Origin of the sequence: Terrabacter tumescens (genome assembly GCF_014646815.1) — a bacterium.
In the GTDB taxonomy this organism is placed as follows: domain Bacteria; phylum Actinomycetota; class Actinomycetes; order Actinomycetales; family Dermatophilaceae; genus Terrabacter; species Terrabacter tumescens.
This window is the reverse complement of sequence record NZ_BMNZ01000004.1, coordinates 511688-533044: the sequence shown is the minus strand read 5'-3', so window position 1 is coordinate 533044 and position 21357 is coordinate 511688. Positions and strand designations below refer to the sequence as shown.

Here is a 21357-nt window from a genome sequence, read left to right as displayed (position 1 = left end):
GATGGAGGCGTGACCTGGTGGCGCGGCCGCTCACCCGCGGTCTTCTTCGTCGCGTCGGCCCTCCTGCTCGCCGGCGGCGGGATCGCCGCCGTCACGGGCGCCGGGGCCCTCTCACGGGCGCTGTGGATCACGGCGACGGTGCTCGGCCTCGCGCTCTCGCTGCTGTGGACCATCCGGTCCGTCGCGGAGCGGCGCGCGACGGTGGACGTCATCGCCGTGCTCGCCCTCGCGGGGGCGCTCTGGGTCGGTGAGGAGTTCGCCGGCGCGATGGTGACGCTGATGCTCGCGAGCGGCCGCCTGCTCGAGGCCCGCGCCGCCGCGCGCGCCGACCGGGAGCTGCGACTGCTCGTCGAGCGCACCCCGCGCACGGCCCGGCGGCGCGACGGGGACCGGATCGACGGCATACCCGTCGAGGACGTCGACCCCGGTGACGTGCTCGTCGTCGGCACCGGCGAGGTCGTCCCCGTCGACGGCCGGCTGCTCGCGACCGGCACGTTCGACGAGTCGGCCCTGACGGGCGAGCCCATGCCCGTGGAGCGCCCGAGCGGCGACGACATCCGCAGCGGGGTGGTCAACGCCGGCGCGCCGGTCGACGTCGTGGCCACGTCGTCGGCGTCCGAGTCGACGTATGCCAACGTCGTGCGCCTCGTCGAGCAGGCCCAGGCGACGTCGGCCCCGTTCGTGCGCACGGCAGACCGCTTCGCCGTGCTCTTCGTGCCGCTGACCCTCGCGCTCGCCGGGCTGGCCTGGGCCATTGCGGGGTCGCCCGTCCGTGCCGTCGCCGTGCTCGTCGTCGCGACGCCGTGCCCGCTGCTCCTGGCCGCTCCGGTGGCGATCATGTCCGGGCTGTCGCGGGCCTCGCGCATCGGGGTCGTCGTCAAGGGCGGCGCCGCTCTCGAGGCGCTGGCCGCCGGCGACGTCGTGCTCTTCGACAAGACGGGCACGCTGACCCGCGGGCGGCCGGAGCTGGCCTCCGTCGTCACCGCCCCGGATGCTCCCTCCGCCCTCGATGTGCTGCGCCTCGCGGCCTCCCTCGACCAGGTCTCGCCCCACCCCCTCGCCAGCGCGCTCGTCGGCGCCGCCCGCAGCCGCGGCCTCGACCTCGTGCTGCCGACAGATGTCCGCGAGGTGCACGGCTACGGCCTCGAGGGCGCCGTCGGCGGTGTCGACATCCGGCTCGGCAAGGCGCGCTGGATCGTCGGCGACGCCGACCCGGCCTGGCTCCGCCAGGTGCGGCGCCGGGCTGCGCTCGACGGCTGCCTGACGATCTTCGTCGCGGTCGACGGCCGGCCTGCCGGCGCCTTCCTCCTCGAGGACCCGGTGCGACCCGACGCCCCACGGATGCTGGCGGCCCTGCGCGAGGTCGGCATCCGGCGCACCGTGCTGGTCACCGGCGACCGCGCCGACATCGCCGAGACGGTGGGGCGCATCGTCGGCGTCGACGCCGTCCTCGCCGACCGCGACCCGGCCGACAAGCTCGACGCGATCCGGGACGAGTCGGCCGCCGGGCGCACCATCATGGTCGGCGACGGCGTCAACGACGCCCCGGCCCTCGCCGCCGCCGGTGTCGGGGTCGCGCTCGCCGCGCGCGGGGCGACGGCCAGCTCCGAGGCCGCCGACGTCGTGCTCACCGTCGACCGGGTCGACGCCATCGCCGACGCGATCCTCATTGCGCGCCGGTCGCGCCGGATCGCGCTCGAGGCCGTGCTCGTGGGCATGGGCCTGTCGCTCGTCGCGATGGTCGCCGCAGCGGCCGGCCTGCTCCCGCCTGCCGCCGGCGCCGTGCTGCAGGAGGGCATCGACGTCCTCGCGATCGGGATCGCGCTGCGCGCCCTGTTGCCGACGCGCCTGCACACCGTCCCGATGTCCGAGGAGGACGTCGCCACGGCCCAGCGCCTGCGCAACGGCCACGACGTCGCCATCGCCGCGGTCGAGCAGATCCGCACCGTGGCCGACGGGCTACACACCCGCGACTGCCGACTCGAGCCGGTGCACGCCCTCCTCGACCGACTCGAGCAGGACCTCGTGCCGCACGAGCGGGCCGACGAGGACGAGCTGATGCCCCTCGTGGCCCGGGCGATCGGCGGCGCCGCCACGGCGACCATGCGACGCACGCACGCAGAGATCAAGCACCAGGTCTCGCGGCTGCGCCGGCTGCTCGACGGCATCGAACCCGCCCAGGTGACGCCCGAGGACGTGACGGAGCTGCGCCGCCTGCTCTACGGCCTCTACGCCGTGTGCCGCCTGCACAACAGCCAGGAGGAGGAGGGTGCCTTCGCGCTCGTGCCCTCGACCCCCTCCCCCGCCGGTCGCACGGGACGCCGACGTGCCCACGGCTGACCGCACCGACGGCGTATGCCGTGGGGTCCGACCGCGCGCGCCCGACCCCGCGTCCCGGCCCATCACCGCCATACTGGGCCTGCCGCACGGCGCGGCAGCAGACCGGCGACGGAGGCTGGCATGACCACGGGACTGGAGCACACCTGGGTGGCCCACTACGCCGAGGGGGTGCCCGCCGAGATCGCCCAACCGACAGGCTCGCTCGTCGACCTGCTCACCGAGGCCGTCGCCGCGTACGCGCATCGACCGGCACTCGAGTTCTTCGGCGCGGAGGTGACCTACGCGGAACTGGGACGTCGCGTCGAGCGCGCGGCCGAGGGGCTGCGCCGTCTCGGCGTGCGTGCCGGCGACAGGGTGGGCCTCGTGCTGCCGAACTGTCCCGAGCACATTGTCGCGTTCTATGCCGTGCTCCGGCTCGGGGCGGTCGTCGTCGAGCACAACCCGCTCTACACGCCGACCGAGATGGCCCACCAGTTCGAGGACCACGGGGCCACGGTCGCGGTGGCCTGGGACGTGGTGGCCACGGATGTCGCGCGGCTCCCCCGCGTCGAGCACGTCGTGGCCGTCGACCTGACCGCGTCGATGCCGTGGACGAAGCGACTGGCTCTGCGGCTGCCGCTCCGGCGAGCACGCGAGCTGCGCGCCCGGCTCACCGCCCCGTCGACGGGGACGACCCCGTGGTCCGACCTGCTGGGCCACGGACCCCTCGGCCCCTCCGTGCCGCGCCCGAGCGTCGACGACCTCGCGGCGATCCAGTACACGAGCGGCACCACCGGCGTGCCCAAGGGCGCCATGCTCACCCACCGCAACCTCGTCGCCAACGCCGCCCAGGGCCGGGCCTGGGTGCCGGGGATGAGGCCGGGACAGGAGGTCGTCTACGCCGTCCTGCCGATGTTCCACGCCTACGGGCTGACCCTCTGCCTGACCTTCGCCATGAGCATGGGCGCCCGCCTCGTCCTCTTCCCGCGCTTCGACGTCGACCTCGTGCTCGACGCCGCGAAGAAGCACCCGCCGACGTTCCTGCCGGCCGTGCCGCCCATCTACGAGCGGCTCGCCAAGACTGCCCGTGATCGTGGGATCGACCTGACCGCAACGAGATTCGCGATCTCCGGCGCGATGGCACTCCCCCGCGAGACTCTCGAGCTGTGGGAGGAGGTGACCGGCGGCCTGCTCGTCGAGGGTTACGGCCTGACCGAGACCTCACCCGTCGCGGTCGGCAACCCCATCGGCCGGGAGCGGCGACCGGGTGCCGTGGGCGTCCCCTTCCCGAGCACCGACATCCGCGTCGTCGACCCGGAGGACCCGACCCGCGACCGCCCCGTCGGTGAGCGCGGCGAGCTGCTCATCCGCGGGCCGCAGGTGTTCAGCGGCTACTGGGGCAAGCCCGACGAGACCCGGGCCGCCCTCCTCGACGGCGGCTGGTTCCGCACCGGCGACATCGTCGTCGTCGACGAGGACGGCTTCGTCTCGGTCGTGGACCGCATCAAGGAGGTCATCATCACCGGCGGCTTCAACGTCATGCCGTCGGAGGTCGAGGCCGTGGTGCGCACCGTCTCCGGCGTCACCGACGCCGCTGCCGTCGGCCTGCCGAAGCCCGACGGCAGCGAAGAGGTCGTCGCCGTCGTGACGACCGAGCCCGGCGCCCACGTCGACCTCGAGGCCGTGCAGGCCCGGTGCCGGTCCGACCTCGCCGCCTACAAGGTGCCCCGGCGTGTCGTCGTCGTCGACGAGCTGCCCCGTTCGCAGATCGGCAAGGTGCTGCGCAAGCAGGTGCGCGACTCGCTCATCTCGGGCTGACGAGAGGGCGTATGCCGTGTGGCCACCGGGCATGCTCCGCCCGGCCACACGGCATACGCGAAAAGCCTTCAGGCAGAGGGCGTCTCGAAGACGACGGCCATCGGGGTCTGCTCGGAGCCCTGCCCGAGCGGGTTGTCGGCGAACATCAGCTCGTAGCGCTCCTTGGAGCCGGGCGCGTCCTTGCCGAGCACGTTGCGGCCGATGTCGTTGGCGTCCATGACCACGGTGCCACCGAACGTGTCGCGGTAGGCCTCGGGCACCCGCGCGCGGATCGCCGCCGAGAGCCTCGCGGCGACGTCGTCGGGGTCCTTGGGGCCGAGCTTCGCCGACACGTTGGCCGGGTAGACGGAGTACTCCGTGGGACCGTCGATGGCGCGGATGTCGCCCCCGACGAGGTCGTAGAAGAGGCCACGCTTGCCGAGCACCTTGCCCACGGCGCCGCCGGCCGAGGCGAACAGCACCCGCGGCAGCCCGGCCTCCTCGATGGCCAGCTGCATCGTGAACGGCGAGCCCAGGCCGATGCCGGCGGGGGTGCGCGTGACGTAGCGGCTCAGCAGCCGCGCCGGGCGGCCGACCTTGATGTCCCAGATGAAGAAGGACCGGCCCTGGGTGATGGCGACGATCTTCTCGGAGATGAAGAAGTACCAGCGCCCACCGGTGGCGGCGTCGTGCTCGGGGCCGGCGTCGGTCAGGCCGGCGAAGAAGCGGTCGATGTAGCCGAGCGTCTTGGCCTCGAGGTCGTCCTCGCGGGCGTAGAGGTCGGTGCGCAGCGGGTAGCGGCGCACCGCCGTGCCGTCGGCCGTCACGAGGTCGAGCTGCTTGCGGGCGTTCGGCTCGTAGTCGCTCTTGACGTGCTCGACGACGTCGTCGGCCTCGGGGGCGCGCTCGTCGAAGAACTCCTGCAGCCACAGCTCGACGTTGAGGATGCGCCAGATCGTCATGGAGTCGACGGAGTTGGTGCCCTTGATCCAGCCCTCGAAGGCGTGCAGCACCGCCGTCTGGTCGAAGTAGGGCCGGTTCGCGAACGACTCGGAGAGGAACTCGCCGTAGATGTGGTTCTTGAGGCGCATGAACCAGTCGGCTTGTGGCGTGGTCGAACCCACCTTGTCGCGGCGCTCGACGACCGAGTCGGGCAGCAGGCCGCGCATCGCGTCGCGCAGCACACGCTTGCCGAGTCCGTCCTTGATGAGGGCCGCGTCGTCGAGGCCGAAGACGAAGCGCGCCAGCTCGCGGTCGACGAACGGCAGCCGCACCGACACGCCGAACCGGCGGGCGTTCTTGTCGGTCGAGCGAAGCCGCGACGGCAGCGAGTCGACGAAGAGGTCGTCGACGAGCCGCTTGCGCAGGTCGGTGCGCTCGGCCTCGTGGGCCTCACCGGCGTGCGCACGGGCGAAGTCGGCGCCGAGGAGCGAGGTGACGGCGACGGACTTGCGGCCGCGCAGCCGGTCTCCGACGTGGGGACGACCGCGACGGACGAGCACGTCGAGGGAGCGACCCAGCTCGGAGGCGGCGAGCGCCGCGCTGCGGCCCTTGAGCCCGCGCAGGTGGATGAGGTGATGCGCCCCGAAGCCGCCGAGCAGCTCGTCCCCGCCGAGTCCGTCGAGCACGACGGCGTCGCGCTGCGCGGCCTCCTGCAGCACGCGGTACTGCGTGTAGGAGCCGGTCGAACCGAGCGGCTCCTCCTGGGTGCGCACGAGATCGCGCATGTCCTTCTTGAACTCCGAGGGGGTCGGCTCGAAGCGGTGCGCGTCGACCCGCGACCCGAGCGAGGCCGTGACCGCCTCGACCTGCGCCTGCTCGTCGATGCGCGAGGCCGGGTAGACCGCGGACCACGTGTCCTGCTCGTCCGAGCCGCCCGCCTCCCGCTCGACCACGTCGACGAGCGAGGCGATGGCCGCCGAGTCGAGGCCACCGGACAGCGCGGTGCCGACCCGGCCCGACGAGCTCGAGCGGCGGCGCACGGAGTCGGTCAGCAGCGCGCGGAACTCGGTGGCGGCCGCGGGCGTGTAGGCCCGCGGCGAGCGCGCGAGCGCCGTCAGCTCCTCGCGCAGTCGCGAGTACGGGTGGCGCTCGATGCCGCCGGGCAGGTCGGCGCCGAGGGTGACGACCTCGCCCGCACCGACGCGCTCGATACCGGCGAAGAACGTGGCCGGCCCGTCGTCGTGGACGCGGAAGCGAAGGTAGCGGTAGATGGTGCGGTCGTCGGGGCGGCGCTCGTGCAGGCCACTGCCGAGGATGCCGCCGATCTCGCTCGCGACGAGCCAGCCCTCACCGGCACGGGCGATGTAGAGCGGGCGCACCCCGAACGGGTCGCGCGCCAGCGTCATGCGCCGGGTGTCCCGGTCCCAGACGACGACGGCGAAGGCACCGTCGAGACGGTCGAGGCCGTCGGTGCCCCACTCGGTGAAGGCGGCGAGGGCGACCTCGGCATCGCTGCCGACGCCGAAGTCGTGCCCGAGGGTCTCGAGGTCACCGCGCAGCTCGGCCCGGTTGTAGAGCTCGCCGTCGAGGGCCAGCGTGAACCGGCCGCCGGGGGCGACCGCGAGCCGCGCGACGTCGCCGCCACGGCCGCCATCGGAGCCGGTGGCATCACCGACACCACCGACGCGGTCGGCGTCCTCGGGTGACGCGGACGTCCGCACGGGACGTCCCTCCCGGACGCCGAGCCCGGCGTCTCCGTCGGTCACCGTCGCCGCTGGACCCGCTTCCGGGTGCGTCGCGAGGAGTCGTTCGAGGAGGGCCTCGTCGGCCTCCAACCCTCGATAGGCCGCGATTCCACACATGGCCTCAACCCTAACGGGCCCCGGACCGATCCCCGTCCAGCCACAGCGGGCCGAGACGCCCTGCCTCCCGGCCGCGCCCCGCGCCACCGGCGCCTGGACGGCCGTCGGGCTGCTGCGACGCAGGGGCCTCGAGCCGGGCCCCCAGTCGCGCGGGCCACCGCAGGAGCAGCCACAGCACGAGCGTGGCGAGGAGCACCGACCCGACGACGTCGCTGAGCCAGTGGAAGTGCAGCCACAGCAGGGCACCGGCGACGAGCGTCGTCCACGTCGCCGCTGCTGCCCATGCGAGCCTCCGCCGAGCGGGCTGCAGCCGGGACAGCAGCTCGGCGGCGACCCCGGCACACACGAGCGCGGTGGCGGTGTGCCCCGACGGGTAGGACCCGTCGCCACCGAGCATCCCGGGGACGTCGGGCGCCGAGCGGGTGATGACGGCCTTGCCGAGCAGGACCGACCCGGACACGAGGACGAGGGCCGGGCCGGCCACGACGAGCGGCGTCCACCGGCCCGTGCGCAGGCAGACGGCGAAGGTGACGGCGCACAGCACGGCGACCGAGAGCACCGGGGTCGCGAGGTCGACGATGCCGAGGGTCACGAGCTCGGCAGCCCGAGGCCCGCCGCCCCGGCCCGGCGTCAGCGCCAGGACGCGGTCGTCGAGCCTGAGGAGCGCGCCGCCGCTCACGACGCCCACGGTGATGAGCACGAGTCCGACCGCCAGCAGCAGCGCGACGAGGGGTTCATAGCGCCGATGATCCGGGCTGCCCGACTCCGGCGTGCTCACCGTCCCCCGCGTGCTCCCCGGCCGCCGCTGCTCCTGCGTAGCGGGGCGGGCGGTCGGGCGGGCGGTCATGACGACAACGGTAACGAGGCAGCCTGTGTCGCGGCTCCACGTCCTTCGCCGCTCCCGAGGACCGCCGTGAACCGTGGCGCGCCGCGCCGTCGTCCTCGAGGAGGGGCAACCGTCCCCGGCCACCACGTCAGGAGCACGACATGCACGCGATCTCCCGTACCGCCGCCTTCCTCGCCGGGGCCGTCATCGGCGTCTCCGCGCTCGCCACGACCTCGAGCGCCTCCGCCGACAGCGGCGGCGTGCCGCGCAGGGACGTCCTGCGCGCGCCGTTGCAGGGCAGCCAGCTGAGCGACCCGCCGCTCTTCGGTCTCGTCCGCGGCGGGGCGCCCTGGGTCATCTCCGAGGGCACGGCACGCCTGCGCGCCGACGGCGACCTCCAGGTCGAGGTCGAGGGCCTCATCATCCCGACGCGGGGCGACAACCCGCTCGCCACCCTCTCGGCCACCGTCGTCTGCAACGGCAAGGACGTGATGATGACGGCGCCCGTGCCGTTCAGCGCCGCGGGTGACGCGCGGATCGAGACCCGCGTGAGCCTGCCCACCCGGTGCCTGGCACCCGTCGTCCTGCTCAACCCGCTGAGCAACGCCGGCGCCTACATCGCCGCGACCGGCCGCTGAGCGCTCCCGGGCGTATGCCGGGTGGCCGGCCACCCGGCATACGCCCCCTCCTCGACCGTCGAGAGGCCACGACGTGCCCCTCGGGACACGTCGAGAGGCCACGCCCTGGGTACGGACGTGGCCTCTCGACTGCGCAGAGGGGGCCAGACGTGGCCTCTCGACGGTTTCAGCCCTGGGGTGGCCGGGCGGGCGCGGTCACTCCCACTCGATGGTGCCCGGCGGCTTGCTCGTGACGTCGAGCACGACCCGGTTGACCTCTTCGACCTCGTTGGTGATGCGCGTCGAGATCGTCGCGAGCACGTCGTAGGGCACGCGGGCCCAGTCGGCGGTCATCGCGTCCTCGGAGGCCACCGGACGCAGCACGACCGGGTGACCGTAGGTGCGGCCGTCGCCCTGGACGCCGACCGAGCGGACGTCGGCGAGCAGCACGACCGGGCACTGCCAGATGTCGCGGTCGAGCCCGGCGCGGGTCAGCTCCTCGCGGGCGATGGCATCGGCGCGGCGCAGGATCGCGAGGCGCTCGGCGTCGACCGCACCGATGATGCGGATGCCGAGGCCGGGGCCGGGGAACGGCTGGCGCCACACGATGACCTCGGGGACACCGAGCTCCAGGCCGACCTGGCGCACCTCGTCCTTGAAGAGGGTGCGCAGCGGCTCGATGAGCGAGAACTGGAGGTCGTCGGGCAGGCCGCCGACGTTGTGGTGGCTCTTGATGTTGGCCGCGCCCTCACCGCCGCCGGACTCGACGACGTCGGGGTAGAGCGTGCCCTGGACGAGCCACTTGACGGGGTGCTCCTCGTCGCCGCGGTCGTGGACGACGTCGCGCGCCGCCTGCTCGAAGACGCGGATGAACTGCTCGCCGATGATCTTGTGCTTGGTCTCGGGGTCGGTCACGCCGGCGAGCGCCTCGAGGAAGCGCTCGCGCGCGTCGACGACGACGAGGTCGACGCCGGTCGCCTCGACGAAGTCGGTCTCGACCTGCTCGGCCTCACCTTCGCGCAGCAGGCCGTGGTCGACGAAGACACAGGTCAGCTGGTCGCCGATCGCCTTCTGCACCAAGGCTGCTGCGACGGACGAGTCGACGCCGCCGGAGAGGGCGCAGAGGACGCGGTCCTCGCCCACCTGCTCGCGGATCGACTCGACGAGGTCCTCGACGACGTGCCCGGGCGTCCAGTCGGGCGTGATGCCGGCGCCCTTCCAGAGGAAGTTCTCGAGGACCCGCTGGCCCTGCTCGGAGTGGAGCACCTCGGGGTGCCACTGCACGCCGTAGAGCCGGCGCTCGTCGTCCTCGAAGGCCGCGACCGGCGTGCCCGCGGTCGTCCCGGTGACGGCGAAGCCCTCGGGCGCGGCGCTGACGGAGTCGCCGTGCGACATCCAGACGGTCTGGCTCGGCGGCTGCCCGGCGAAGAGCGTGGACTCGACGTCGCTGATGGCTGCGTCGGTCTTGCCGTACTCGCGGGCGCCGGTGCGGGCCACGGTGCCACCGAGGGCCTGGGCCATGGACTGGAAGCCGTAGCACATGCCGAAGACGGGGACGCCGGCCTCGAGCAGGGCCGGGTCGAGGCGCGGGGCGCCGTCTTCGTAGACCGAGCTCGGCCCACCGGACAGGATGATGGCCGCCGGCTGCTTGGCGAGGATGTCGGCCGCCGCCATCGAGTGCGGCACCACCTCGCTGTAGACCTGGGCCTCACGCACGCGGCGGGCGATCAGCTGGGCGTACTGCGCGCCGAAGTCGACGACGAGGACGGGGTGGCTCTGCAGGTCGGTCGGGTGCGCTTCGCTCACGGGCGCAAGCCTAACGGCCCGACGGGCGCTCCTCGGACGGCGTCCCGTCGCCCGCGACGTAGGCGCGCGAGAGCAGGGCCTCGGTCTCGGCGGTGTTGCGGCGCTCGGCGATCCACGGCACGACGGGCACGAACCCGGCGAGGAGGTTCTTGACGATGCGGACCGGGCCCCACGCGGCCTTGAGGCCCAGGTTGGCGACGGACACGGCATACGCGAAGTAGATGATCCCGTGGATGGGGCTCCAGTACTCCGTCAGCACGTTGGTCTGCTTGAAGCCGTACTTCATGACCATCTCGAGGATGAGCACGAAGAGCGCGATGCCGGCGATGATCGCGAGGACGCGGTAGGTCGACAGGGCCGAGCGGATCTGCTGCGGCTTGGCCAGGGTCTGGGGATACGTGCTCACGTCGTGACGCCTTCTCTCGGTGCGGCGACGGGCTCGCCCGCCTGCTGCTCTGCTCGGAACATCTTCCACCACATCCAGATCGCGAAGATCCCGAAGACCCACCACTGCACGGCGTAGGCGGCGTTGCGCAGGTTGAGCGGGGCGTCGAGGTCCGGAGGGGGCACGCGGGTCAGGCCGGCGGCCGGGCCGGTGGACTCGGCCGACGCCAGCACGACGACGTTGTAGAGGTCGCCCGGCCACTCGTTGACGAGCGAGGCCAGGTCGATGGAGCGCACCTGCGGTGCGGGCAGCGGGGCGCCGTCCCGCGGGGACTCCCCAGGGCCGAGCGTGCCGGTCACGGTGACGACACCCGCCGGTGGCTGGGGCACGGAGGCCGGGGTGCCGTCGACGAAGCCACGCAGCACCGGGACGGTGCCGCCCTGCGTCTCGAGCGGCGTCACCACCCACGACCCGACCCGGCCGTCCAGCCGGCGGTCGACGACGAGCAGGGTGCGCTCGGCGGCATACGTGCCCGTGACGGTGACGGCACGGTTGGAGTAGTCGGCCTGGAAGTCGCTGTGCGGCTTGGTCACCTGCTGCAGCGGCGCGCGCTCGAGCGTGGACGCGGCAGTCACGGCGTCCTGGCGCCCGGAGTCGCGGGCCACGCCGAGCTGCCACAGGCCGAGCAGGACGCACGCGGCGACGACCACGACCAGGCCGGCGAACATGCCGACCCAGCGAGGGGTGAGCAGGCGCCGGAACACGCCCCAAGGGTAGGTCACCTCGCTGGCGCCGACCTGACCCGGGGCGGCCACCCGTGCCAGAATCCTTCGCCATGTCACCGATGCCGCCGCCGCGCCACCGCCGATCAGGTATGCCATGTCGCTCCGTCGTCGTCCTCGCCTCCGTCGCCGTGGCGTGCCTCCTCGCCTCCTGCGGAGCCACCGACATCCCCGCCCCACGACGCACGGTGACGGTCACCGTCGACGCGCCTGCCGCGTCGTCCGGTGGCGCCCCGGCGACGAGCACCCCGGCGCCGACGCCGAGCGCCACCTCCGCAGCCGTGCCGACGGCCCTCGCGGTCGGCAAGCAGCGCGGGGCGCCGAAGTCCTTCGCCGAGGCCAAGGGCCGGATCGACGCGGCGAAGCCGGCGGCGTCCGGCGGCGCCGCCTTCCGCAGCCCGTCGGGCAACATCGTGTGCCGGCGCGGCGCGGGTCCTGCCGTCTCGTGCGAGGTGCGGGAGGGTCGGATCAAGCCGCCTCTGCCCACCATCTGCCCGGAGGGCGGCGCGAAGGACATCGGCCGCATCGAGCTGGGTGCGGCCGGGGCGCGGCCGGTCTGCAACACCGACACCATCCGAACGGGTTCGGAGCCCGCGCTCGGCTACGGCTCGCGCACCCAGCCGTCGGGCACGACGGCCTGCCTGAGCGAGAAGACCGGCATGACGTGCATCGACGAGGCGGGGCGACACGGCTTCTTCATCGCCAGGAACAGCTTCGTCACCTTCTGACGCGCTGAGGCGCATACCAAGGCAAACGCACGAGGACGGGGCGAATCCGCCGAACCCCCGGATCACGAATCGATAACGGTGATGGTACGAAACGGCCACACAGGACCACCGAGGTCTTGACTGCGAAAGTCGCGCCTCGGGGGCGCAGCGCAAGAATCAGCGGCGGGTGCGGCATCCCACAGGAAACTCACACTTCTAGGGACGGTCCTCGTGAGGCAATCACTGCACTCCGGGCGTCGCAGGCTCATCGGCCTGCTCGCCACGGGAGCCCTCGTCACCGGCGCCGTAGCGGCGTCCCCGGTGCAGGCGGCCCCCAGCGTCGGCAAGACCAAGGCCGACAACGCGGCATCGGGCAAGACCCGCAACGACAACCTGCGCTCGCCACTGGCGGTCAAGCAGGACGCCATGCGCCAGAAGGCGCTCGAGAAGCGCCTCAAGGGCGACCCCAGCGCCCAGGGCAAGGTCGCCAAGCTCGGCAAGGGACAGCACGTCCAGCTCGAGCGCGAGGGGACCGACAAGATCTTCGTCGTCATCGTCGAGTTCGGCGACCAGCAGTACCCCAACCCGATCTTCCAGGGGCCTCCGCCGGACGGCAGCGCCACCGACGTGACCGGCCCGCGCCACAACGAGATCCCGGCCCCCAACCGCGCCGTCGACAACTCGACGCTGTGGCAGAAGGACTACAACCGGGCGCACTACCAGGACATGTACTTCAACCGGATGGCGAAGTACTACGAGCGCCAGTCCTCCGGCCGCTACTCGGTCGAGGGCGACGTCACCGAGTGGGTCAAGGTCCCGTTCAACGAGGCGCTCTACGGCCGCAACTACTGCGGCAGCATCGTCTGCAACACCTCGACGGCGCTCGTGCGTGACGCCCTCGCGGTCTGGGTCGACGCGCAGCTGAAGGCCGGCAAGACGATGGCCGAGGTGCAGACGTACCTCAAGACGTTCGACCAGCAGGACCGCTACGACATCGACGGCGACGGCAACTTCAACGAGCCCGACGGCGTCATCGACCACTTCCAGATCGTCCACGCGGGCGGCGACGAGGCGGCCGGCGACCCCAACCAGGGCACCGACGCCATCTGGAGCCACCGCTCGTTCGCAGCCGTGCAGGGTGGCGGTCCCCTGGGGGCCGGCGTCAACGTCGGCAGCAACACGGGTCTGGTCTCGAGCTCGCTCGTGCCCAACAACCCGACGGGCGTCTGGGTCGGTGACTACACGATGCAGCCCGAGAACGGCGGCCTCGGTGTCTTCGCGCACGAGTTCGGCCACGACCTCGGCCTGCCCGACCTCTACGACACCTCCGGCAACACCGGTGGCGCGGAGAACAACACGGCGTTCTGGACGCTCATGAGCTCCGGCGCCAACATCGGCGACGGCGGCCCCGACGGGATCGGCGACGACCCGACCGACCTCGGCGCCTTCGAGCTCTTCCAGCTGGGCTGGCTGCAGCCGCAGGGCAAGCAGGGGCCGTTCTACGACGTCGCGCGCGCCGGCAAGCGCTCGTCGCACACCATCGGCTCCAACGTCCCGGCGACGAAGCAGAGCCAGGCCCTCTTCACCGTCCTGCCGGACAAGATGGTGCCTCTCGAGCTGGGCGACCCGTACGAGGGCTCCAAGATGTACTACAGCGACGCGGCCGACGACCTCGACACGACGATGACGAAGTCCGTGACCCTGCCCGCCGGCACGGTCGGCCTCGCGGCGAAGGCGCGCTACAACATCGAGGAGGACTGGGACTACGCCTACCTGCGCGTCTCGGCCGACGGCGGCGCCACATGGACGCAGGTGCCGACGAACCTGTCGCGCACGACCGACCCGAACGGCAACAACCTCGGCCAGGGCATCACCGGCGTCAAGGCGTCGTGGACCGACCTCACGGCGGACCTCTCGCCGTGGGCGGGCAAGACCGTGCAGGTCCAGTTCCGTTACAAGGCCGACGGCGCCCAGGTGGGGCAGCCCGGGGTGGACACCCCGCCGCCGGGCTTCCAGGTCGACGCCATCGCCATCACCGGCCAGCCACTCGACGGGGCCGAGACCGCGGCCGGCTGGACGTTCAGCCCGGCCGACGGCAGCGGCTTCCGGGCCACGGAGGGATCGGTGGAGCGGGCCTTCTTCAACGCGTACATCGCCGAGAACCGCCAGTACGACGGCTACGACACGTCCCTGAAGACGGCCTACAACTTCGGGTTCCCGACGAAGCCGGACATGGTCGAGAGCTACCCGTACCAGAACGGGCTGCTCATCAGCTACTGGGACAGCTCGCAGAACGACAACAACGTCGGCGACCACCCCGGCTCGGGCCTCGTCCTGCCGGTCGACGCCCACCCGGAGTTCACGCACTGGTCCAACGGCACGCTGATGCGCAACCGGATCCTGTCCTACGACTCGACCTTCGGGCTCGAGCGCACCGACGCGATCACGCTGCACAACCCGGCCGACGGCACCACGGGCACCGTCGCGAGCAAGCCGGCCCAGCCGGTCTTCGACGACACGAGGACGTGGTGGTTCAATGCCGACCAGCACGGCGCGACGGGCTCGCACCCGGGCCGCTACCAGCCCGGCTGGTACTCCGTCGACGTGCCCAAGACGGGCACGACGATCCGCGTCGTCGGCACCTCGAAGCAGGGCAACTCGCTCAACGTCCTCGTCGCCCCGAAGTGACGCGAACGGCCTGACGCACGAGGGGCCCCGTCGACCACTGGTCGGCGGGGCCCTTCGCTGCACCTAGAATCGGGTCACGACCTGAACCGATGTGGACCGAGCTCAACTCACCCGACGACCGAAGGGCCGCCGTGGCGCAACTCCTGCTCCTGCACCTGCTCGCCGCCGCCCTCGCGCCGTGGCTGGCCAAGGTCCTGCGCACGAAGGCCTTTCCGGTCCTGGCCCTCGCACCCGCGGTCTCGTTCGCCTGGCTCGTGTCCGTCTCGAACGACGTGCGCTCGGGCAACCTTCCGACACAACGGATCTCGTGGGTGCCCGGCCTCGGCATCGACCTCGACTTCCGGGTCACGACCCTCTCCTGGGTGCTCGGGCTGCTCGTCACCGGGGTCGGGGCCCTCGTGCTGCTCTACTGCACGTGGTACTTCAGCGACCGTGACCCGACGCTGTGGCGCTTCACGTCGGTCTTCACCGCGTTCGCCGGCGCGATGCTCGGACTCGTCCTGACCGACAACCTCCTCGTGCTCTACGTCTTCTGGGAGCTGACGACGGTCTTCTCCTACCTGCTCATCGGCCACAACCCGGCGAGCTCCACGAACCGGCGCGCAGCGATGCAGGCGCTCATCGTCACGACCTTCGGCGGCCTGGCGATGCTCGTCGGCATCATCGCGCTCGGCGTGCACCACAGCTACTCGATCCCGGTGCTGCTCGCCGACCCGCCTCCGCTCGACGCCGTCACGATGGCCGCGGTCGTCCTGCTCCTCGCCGGCGCCCTGAGCAAGTCGGCGCTCGTGCCCTTCCACTTCTGGCTGCCGGGCGCCATGGCCGCACCGACACCGGTCAGCGCCTACCTGCACGCCGCCGCGATGGTCAAGGCCGGCATCTACCTCGTCGCGCTGCTCGCCCCCGCCTTCGCCGGCGCGCCGGCCTGGCACGCGCTGACGGTCGGGCTCGGCCTCTTCACGATGCTCGTCGGCGGGTGGCGGGCGCTGCGCCAGCACGACATCAAACTGCTCCTCGCCTACGGCACCGTCAGCCAGCTCGGCTTCATCGTCGCCATCGCGGGCCTCGGCACCAAGACGTCGGCGCTGTCGGCGCTCGCCCTCGTCATCGCGCACGCCCTCTTCAAGTCGACGCTCTTCCTCACCGTCGGCGTCGTCGACAAGTGCACCGGCACGCGCGACCTGCGTGAGCTCTCGGGCGTCGGGCGCCGCCTGCTGCCCGTCACGGTGCCGGCGACGCTCGCCGCGCTCTCGATGGCCGGCATCATCCCCCTCGCGGGCTTCGTGTCCAAGGAGAGCGCGCTCGAGTCGCTCTGGCAGGACGTCCAGACCTCCGCACCACTGCCCGCGCCGTGGAGCTGGCTCGCGATCATCGGCGTCGTCGCCGGGTCGGCCCTCACGGTCGCCTACACGGCACGCTTCCTCTGGGGCGCCTTCGCGACGAAGCCGGGCGTGGCCCCGACCCCCGTCAAGGCGGCCCACCCGGGCTTTGTCCTCGCGCCCGTGCTGCTCGGCGTCGCGAGCCTGCTGCTCGGCCTGCTCGCGCCGCTCGAGTCACCGTGGCTCATGCCGTATGCCGTGGGCTTCCCCGTCGGGAGCGAGCCGCAGACGCTCGCGCTGTGGCACGGCGTCACGGTCCCGCTGCTGCTCTCCCTCGTGTCCGTGGCCGTCGGTCTCGTGCTCTTCGCGCAGCGCGACCTCGTCTCGCGGGTGCAGTCCGGCGTGCCCGCCCTCGTCGACGGCGAGCGCGGCTTCGCGCGCACCCTGCGGTGGGTCGACCGCGGCGCCGTCGAGACGACCGCTGTCACCCAGCGCGGCTCGCTGCCCATCTACCTCGCCGCCATCCTCATCGTCTTCGTCGCGCTGCCGGGGGCGGCCGCCGTCACGCGCGGCACGTTCCCCCAGGTGCGGCTCTGGGACAACGCCGGCCAGGCGGTCGTCGGGATCGTCATCGTCGCCGCGGCCGTGCTCGTGCTCGTCACCCGCCGCCGCCTCACCGCCGTCATGCTCGTCGGCGCCACGGGCTACGGCGTCGCGCTGCTCTTCATCCTGCACGGCGCACCGGACCTCGCCATCACGCAGATGCTCGTCGAGACCGTCTCGCTCGTCGTCTTCGTCCTCGCCCTGCGCCGGCTGCCGACGAAGTTCACGCGGCACCCGCACTCACCGTCGCGCACCTGGCGCATCGTGCTCGGTGCGGCCGTCGGGGCGTCGGTGGGGGCCATCGCCCTCGTCGCGTCCGGTGGACGCAACAGCGAGCCCGTGTCGGCCGGGTTCCCCACGGAGGCCTACGCGTTCGGCCACGGCAAGAACATCGTCAACGTCACGCTCGTCGACATCCGCGCGTGGGACACCCTCGGCGAGGTGTCGGTGCTCGTGGCGGCCGCGACCGGCATCGCGAGCCTCATCTTCGTGCGCACCCGCAACACCCGGCTCTCGCGAGCCACGGCCAAGTCGCTCCCGTCGACGAGCCCGGGCCGCGGCACGTGGCTGCACGGCGGCCGCACGATGCGCACCGAGAAGCGCTCGGTCATCTTCGAGGTCGTCACCCGCCTCGTCTTCCACATCATGCTCGCTGCGTCCCTCTTCCTGCTCTTCGCCGGGCACAACCAGCCGGGTGGCGGCTTCGCGGGTGGGCTCGTCGCCGGCCTCGCCCTCGTCGTGCGCTACCTCGCCGGCGGCCGCTACGAGCTCGACGAGGCAGCGCCGTTCGACGCCGGCCTCCTCGTCGGCATCGGGCTGCTCGTCGCCGTCGGGTCGGCGCTCGCACCACTGGCGTTCGGCGGCACCATCCTCGAGACGACGACCGTCGACTTCACCCTGCCGCCCTGGGGCGAGGTGCACGTCGTGACCTCGCTCGCCTTCGACATCGGCGTCTACCTCATCGTCGTCGGCATGATGCTCGACATCGTGCGCAGCCTCGGCACCGGCATCGACCGGCAGATCGCCGAGGAGGCCGAAGCCGCGGACGACGAGGACGACGCGCAGGACGACGCCGGTGTCGATGCCGGTGTCGATGCCGCCGGCGCGCAGGAAGGCGTCCGGTCGTGACCGCCCTCGCCCCCACGCTCATCGAGCCGAGCCTGCAGCCGAACATCACGCTCGTGCTCGTCACCGTCGGACTCGTCGCCACCGGAACGGCGCTCGCGCTCGACCGCAGCCTCGTGCGCGTCCTGCTCGGCATGGTCCTCATCGGCAACGGCATCGCCGTGCTCTACCTCGTCATCAGCGGGCGCGCCGGGCGGGCCCCCTTCGTCGGTGAGGACCCGGCCGCGATCAGCGACCCGCTCCCCCAGGCCATGGTGCTGACCGCGATCGTCATCTCGCTCGCGACCATCGGCTTCCTGCTCGCCCTGTCCTACCGCCTCTGGCAGATCTCCGGGACCGACGACGTCCCCGACGACGCCGAGGACGCCCGCATCCAGCGCCTCGCCCTCGAGGACCAGACCTCGTCCACCTACGACCCGTCCGAGGAGTCGACGACGACGTCCGACGAGCTCGCGGCCGATGACGGGAGCCCCCGAGCGCCATGAGTCCCAACGCCTTCCCCGTGCCCGACCTCGTGCCCCTGCCGGTGCTGCTGCCGCTGCTCGGTGCGGCCCTGACCCTCGCCTTCCGCCGCTCGCCGCGGCTGCAGCGCAGCGTCAGCATCGCCGTGCTCGCCGCGGTCGTCGCCGTCGCCGGGGTGCTCGTGTGGCAGACCGATGTCAACGGCCCGCAGGTGCTGTGGCTCGGCGCGTGGCAGGAGCCTCTCGGCATCTCGCTCGTGGCCGACCGGCTCAGCGCCCTCATGCTGCTCGTCTCGAGCATCGTCACCCTGCTCGTGCTGGTCTTCGCCATCGGCCAGGGTCAGGCCGACAGCGACGACGAGATCGAGAGCGAGACGCCGCTGACGATCTTCCACCCGACCTACCTCGTGCTGGCCGCCGGCGTCTCCAACGCCTTCCTCGCCGGCGACCTCTTCAACCTCTTCGTCGGCTTCGAGATCCTGCTCTTCAGCTCCTACGTCCTCATCACCCTCGGCGGCTCCGCCGCACGCATCCACGCCGGCACGACCTACGTCGTCGTCAGCCTGCTCAGCTCCGCGCTGTTCCTCGTCGGCATCGCCGCGGTGTATGCCGCGACGGGCACCGTCAACCTCGCCCAGCTCGCGATCCGCATCGGCGACCTCCCGTCCGGCGTCGCGCTCGTGCTCCAGCTCTCGTTGCTCACGGCCTTCGCCATCAAGGCCGCCGTCTTCCCCCTGTCGGCGTGGCTGCCGGACAGCTACCCGACGGCTCCCGCGCCGGTGACGGCCGTCTTCGCGGGCCTGCTGACGAAGGTCGGCGTCTACGCGATCATCCGCACCCAGACACTCCTCTTCCCCGACTCCCCCCTGCAGGGCCTGCTCATGTGGGCTGCCCTGCTGACCATGGTCATCGGCATCCTCGGCGCCGTGTCGCAGTCGGGCCTGAAGAGGATCCTGTCGTTCACGCTCGTCAGCCACATCGGCTACATGATCTTCGGCATCGCGCTCGCCACCCCGGAGGGCACCGCCGGCGCCATCTTCTACGTCGCCCACCACATCACGATCCAGACGGCGCTCTTCCTCATCACCGGCCTCGTCGAGCGCCTCGCCGGCACGACCTCGCTCGACCGGCTGGGCGGTCTCGCCGTCGCCTCGCCCGTGCTCGCGACGCTCTTCTTCGTCTCGGCGATGAACCTCTCGGGCATCCCGCCACTGTCGGGCTTCCTCGCCAAGGTCGGGCTGCTCCACGCCGGCATCGAGCTCGGCACGCCGCTCGCGTGGCTGCTCGTCGTCGGCGGCATCGTCACGAGCCTGCTGACGCTCTACGCCCTGACCAAGGTCTGGAGCCAGGCCTTCTGGCGCACCCTCGCCGACGCGCCACGCTCCTCCGAGACGGCTGCCGCCCCACAGGAGGGCGCCCTCGTCGGAGCTCGCGAGACCACACATGGGTCCGGCCCCGGGACCGGACCCGAGACCACGACCGCGAGCGCCGTGCTCGCCGACGCGAACCCCCGGACCCTGCCGCGCACGATGCTCGGTGCGACGGCCGCCATGACCCTCGTCGGCGTGCTCATCACCGTCGTCGCCGGCCCGCTCTTCGCCTACACGCAGCGGGCCGCCTCCGACCTCATGAGCCGCGAGCCCTACGTCACGAGCGTCCTGCCGGTGGAGGTGCGCCGGTGAGCGACGTCCGCATGGCGACCGCCCCGCGCGGGCCGGCGACCCCGCGCCGCCGGCGTCGAGTCCTGCAGCCACGCGCCGTCGTGACGATCGCGCTCGCCTGGCTGCTGCTGTGGGACCGGGTCACGTGGGGGAACGTCGTCAACGGCGTCCTCATCGGGCTGCTCGTCACCTATGCCTTCCCGCTGCCCTCGATCGAGTTCCAGGGTCGACTGCGCCCGCACCGGTTGCTGCTCCTCATCGGTCACTTCCTCGTCGACCTCGTCGGCTCCTCGTGGCAGGTCATGCGTCTCGCGTTCGGCCGGCGCCGCCCCCGCAACGCCGTCATCGAGGTGCAGCTGCGCTCACGCTCGGACTTCTACCTCACCATCACGGCCGAGCTCGTCGCTCTCGTGCCCGGGTCCGTCGTCATCGACGCGCGCCGCTCGACCTCCGTGCTGTACCTCCACCTGCTCGACGTCGAGCGCGAGGGCGCGATCGAGACCCAGCGCGCCCACGTCCTCGCCATCGAGCGACGCGTCGTGCGTGCTCTGGGCTCGCGCGAGGAGATCGCGGCCCTCGAGTCCGGGGGCGCGTGGCCCACCCCGAGCTCCGGTGCGACCCCATCGACTCGCCCCGACACGACCGACGAGGAGGACCTCGCATGACCGTCGTCCTCGGCATCTCGCTCGCCATGCTCGGCGTCGCGGCCGCGCTCGTGCTCGTACGCCTCTACCGGGGCCCGAGCAACCTCGACCGCATCGTCGCCGCCGACATCCTGCTCGTCATCGTCATCGCGGGGGTGGCCCTCGAGTCGGCGCGCCAGCGCACGCCGACCTACCTGCCGCTCCTGATGATCCTCGGGCTCGTTGGGTTCGTCGGCGGCGTGGCCGTCACCCGCTTCCTCTCCCGCGACTCCGACGAGCCGCAGGGCGTCCTGCGCGAGCAGCCCCTCTCCGCAAGGACGCCCGAGCCCGACGGGCCGGAGGGACCGGACGGACCGGACGCCCAGCAGGACCCACGCGCGGAGGACCCGTCATGAGCTGGACCTCGCTGCTCGACGTCGTCGGGGCCGTGTGCCTCCTGCTCGGCTCGTTCCTCTGCCTCGCCGGGGCCACCGGCCTCGTCCGCTTCCCCGACACGCTCTCGCGGCTGCACGCCGCGACCAAGCCACAGACCCTCGGGCTCATCCTCATCCTCACCGGCCTCGCCCTGACACTGCGCACCTGGGCGGCCGTCACGACGCTCGTGCTGCTGGCGGCGACGCAGTTCTTCACCTCCCCCGTCTCGGCGCACCTCGTCGGCCGGGCCGCCTACCGCAACCGCTGCGTCGACGTCGACACCCTGGTCGTCGACGAGCTGTCCGACGCCCTCGAGCGCGCCGAAGCAGCCGACGAGGACCGGGCGCGCTGACGCGACCCGGCCACCCGGCATACCCGAGCGTCGTTTGACCTCAAGGC

General features: G+C 72.3%; 16 protein-coding genes. 11 read left to right on the top strand and 5 right to left on the bottom strand.

The window, feature by feature from the left end:
- Positions 1-9: 9 nt before the first annotated feature.
- Both IEY30_RS12830 and IEY30_RS12825 read left to right on the top strand, forming a co-directional pair.
- A complete protein-coding gene (locus IEY30_RS12830) occupies positions 10-2340 on the top strand; it encodes a heavy metal translocating P-type ATPase (RefSeq protein ID WP_030196774.1) in 2331 nt (776 codons plus the stop codon).
- A 120-nt stretch (positions 2341-2460) separates the two neighbouring features.
- On the top strand, positions 2461-4137 hold the full coding sequence (locus IEY30_RS12825; protein ID WP_030196771.1) for a long-chain-fatty-acid--CoA ligase: 1677 nt from the start codon (positions 2461-2463) through the stop codon (positions 4135-4137).
- Between the two features lie 68 nt (positions 4138-4205).
- Here the strand turns inward: IEY30_RS12825 and IEY30_RS12820 are convergent, their stop codons facing one another.
- Positions 4206-6920 (bottom strand): asparagine synthase-related protein, encoded by a 2715-nt coding sequence (locus tag IEY30_RS12820; protein WP_030196769.1) that lies wholly within the window; start codon positions 6918-6920, stop codon positions 4206-4208.
- Between the two features lie 10 nt (positions 6921-6930).
- Positions 6931-7767, bottom strand: coding sequence for a phosphatase PAP2 family protein (locus IEY30_RS12815; protein ID WP_081920417.1), 837 nt, complete (start codon positions 7765-7767; stop codon positions 6931-6933).
- A gap of 140 nt (positions 7768-7907) precedes the next feature.
- Here IEY30_RS12815 and IEY30_RS12810 point away from each other — a divergent pair, with 140 nt between their 5' ends.
- Complete coding sequence (locus IEY30_RS12810; protein ID WP_030196765.1) at positions 7908-8384, top strand: hypothetical protein; 477 nt, start codon at positions 7908-7910, stop codon at positions 8382-8384.
- A gap of 195 nt (positions 8385-8579) precedes the next feature.
- Here IEY30_RS12810 and guaA read toward each other — a convergent pair whose 3' ends face one another.
- The 3 genes from guaA to IEY30_RS12795 are packed head-to-tail and all read right to left on the bottom strand — an operon-like array spanning position 8580 to position 11318.
- Complete coding sequence (gene guaA, locus IEY30_RS12805; protein ID WP_030196762.1) at positions 8580-10169, bottom strand: glutamine-hydrolyzing GMP synthase; 1590 nt, start codon at positions 10167-10169, stop codon at positions 8580-8582.
- 10 nt (positions 10170-10179) lie between these two features.
- Positions 10180-10575: a DUF3817 domain-containing protein gene (locus tag IEY30_RS12800; RefSeq protein WP_030196760.1), complete on the bottom strand. Its 396-nt coding sequence runs from the start codon at positions 10573-10575 to the stop codon at positions 10180-10182.
- Positions 10572-11318: an SURF1 family protein gene (locus IEY30_RS12795; RefSeq protein WP_043416657.1), complete on the bottom strand. Its 747-nt coding sequence runs from the start codon at positions 11316-11318 to the stop codon at positions 10572-10574. Before IEY30_RS12795 ends, IEY30_RS12800 begins: the two co-directional genes overlap by 4 nt.
- Before the next feature lie 110 nt (positions 11319-11428).
- Between IEY30_RS12795 and IEY30_RS12790 the strand changes: the two genes are divergently transcribed.
- The 8 genes from IEY30_RS12790 to mnhG all read left to right on the top strand — a co-directional run bounded on the left by IEY30_RS12790 (position 11429) and on the right by mnhG (position 21310).
- Positions 11429-12064, top strand: coding sequence for a DUF6636 domain-containing protein (locus tag IEY30_RS12790; protein ID WP_043416516.1), 636 nt, complete (start codon positions 11429-11431; stop codon positions 12062-12064).
- Positions 12065-12274: 210 nt separating this feature from the next.
- Positions 12275-14731, top strand: a complete 2457-nt coding sequence (locus IEY30_RS12785; protein ID WP_030196752.1) for an immune inhibitor A domain-containing protein — start codon at positions 12275-12277, stop codon at positions 14729-14731.
- 131 nt (positions 14732-14862) lie between these two features.
- Positions 14863-17781, top strand: coding sequence for a Na+/H+ antiporter subunit A (locus tag IEY30_RS12780; RefSeq protein ID WP_229674977.1), 2919 nt, complete (start codon positions 14863-14865; stop codon positions 17779-17781).
- A complete protein-coding gene (locus IEY30_RS12775; RefSeq protein WP_030196747.1) occupies positions 17778-18263 on the top strand; it encodes an NADH-quinone oxidoreductase subunit K in 486 nt (161 codons plus the stop codon). The genes IEY30_RS12780 and IEY30_RS12775 overlap by 4 nt, the downstream gene beginning before the upstream one ends.
- On the top strand, positions 18260-19921 hold the full coding sequence (locus IEY30_RS12770; RefSeq protein WP_030196745.1) for a Na+/H+ antiporter subunit D: 1662 nt from the start codon (positions 18260-18262) through the stop codon (positions 19919-19921). Before IEY30_RS12775 ends, IEY30_RS12770 begins: the two co-directional genes overlap by 4 nt.
- Positions 19918-20565, top strand: a complete 648-nt coding sequence (locus IEY30_RS12765; protein WP_229674976.1) for a Na+/H+ antiporter subunit E — start codon at positions 19918-19920, stop codon at positions 20563-20565. The genes IEY30_RS12770 and IEY30_RS12765 overlap by 4 nt, the downstream gene beginning before the upstream one ends.
- Positions 20562-20939 carry an MrpF/PhaF family protein gene (locus tag IEY30_RS12760; protein WP_052358441.1) on the top strand — a complete coding sequence of 126 codons (378 nt, stop codon included), beginning with the start codon at positions 20562-20564 and terminating at the stop codon, positions 20937-20939. The genes IEY30_RS12765 and IEY30_RS12760 overlap by 4 nt, the downstream gene beginning before the upstream one ends.
- The gene (gene mnhG / locus IEY30_RS12755; RefSeq protein ID WP_030196730.1) at positions 20936-21310 is read left to right on the top strand and encodes a monovalent cation/H(+) antiporter subunit G; all 375 of its coding nucleotides are present in this window, start codon (positions 20936-20938) and stop codon (positions 21308-21310) included. The genes IEY30_RS12760 and mnhG overlap by 4 nt, the downstream gene beginning before the upstream one ends.
- The last annotated feature ends 47 nt before the right edge of the window (positions 21311-21357 follow it).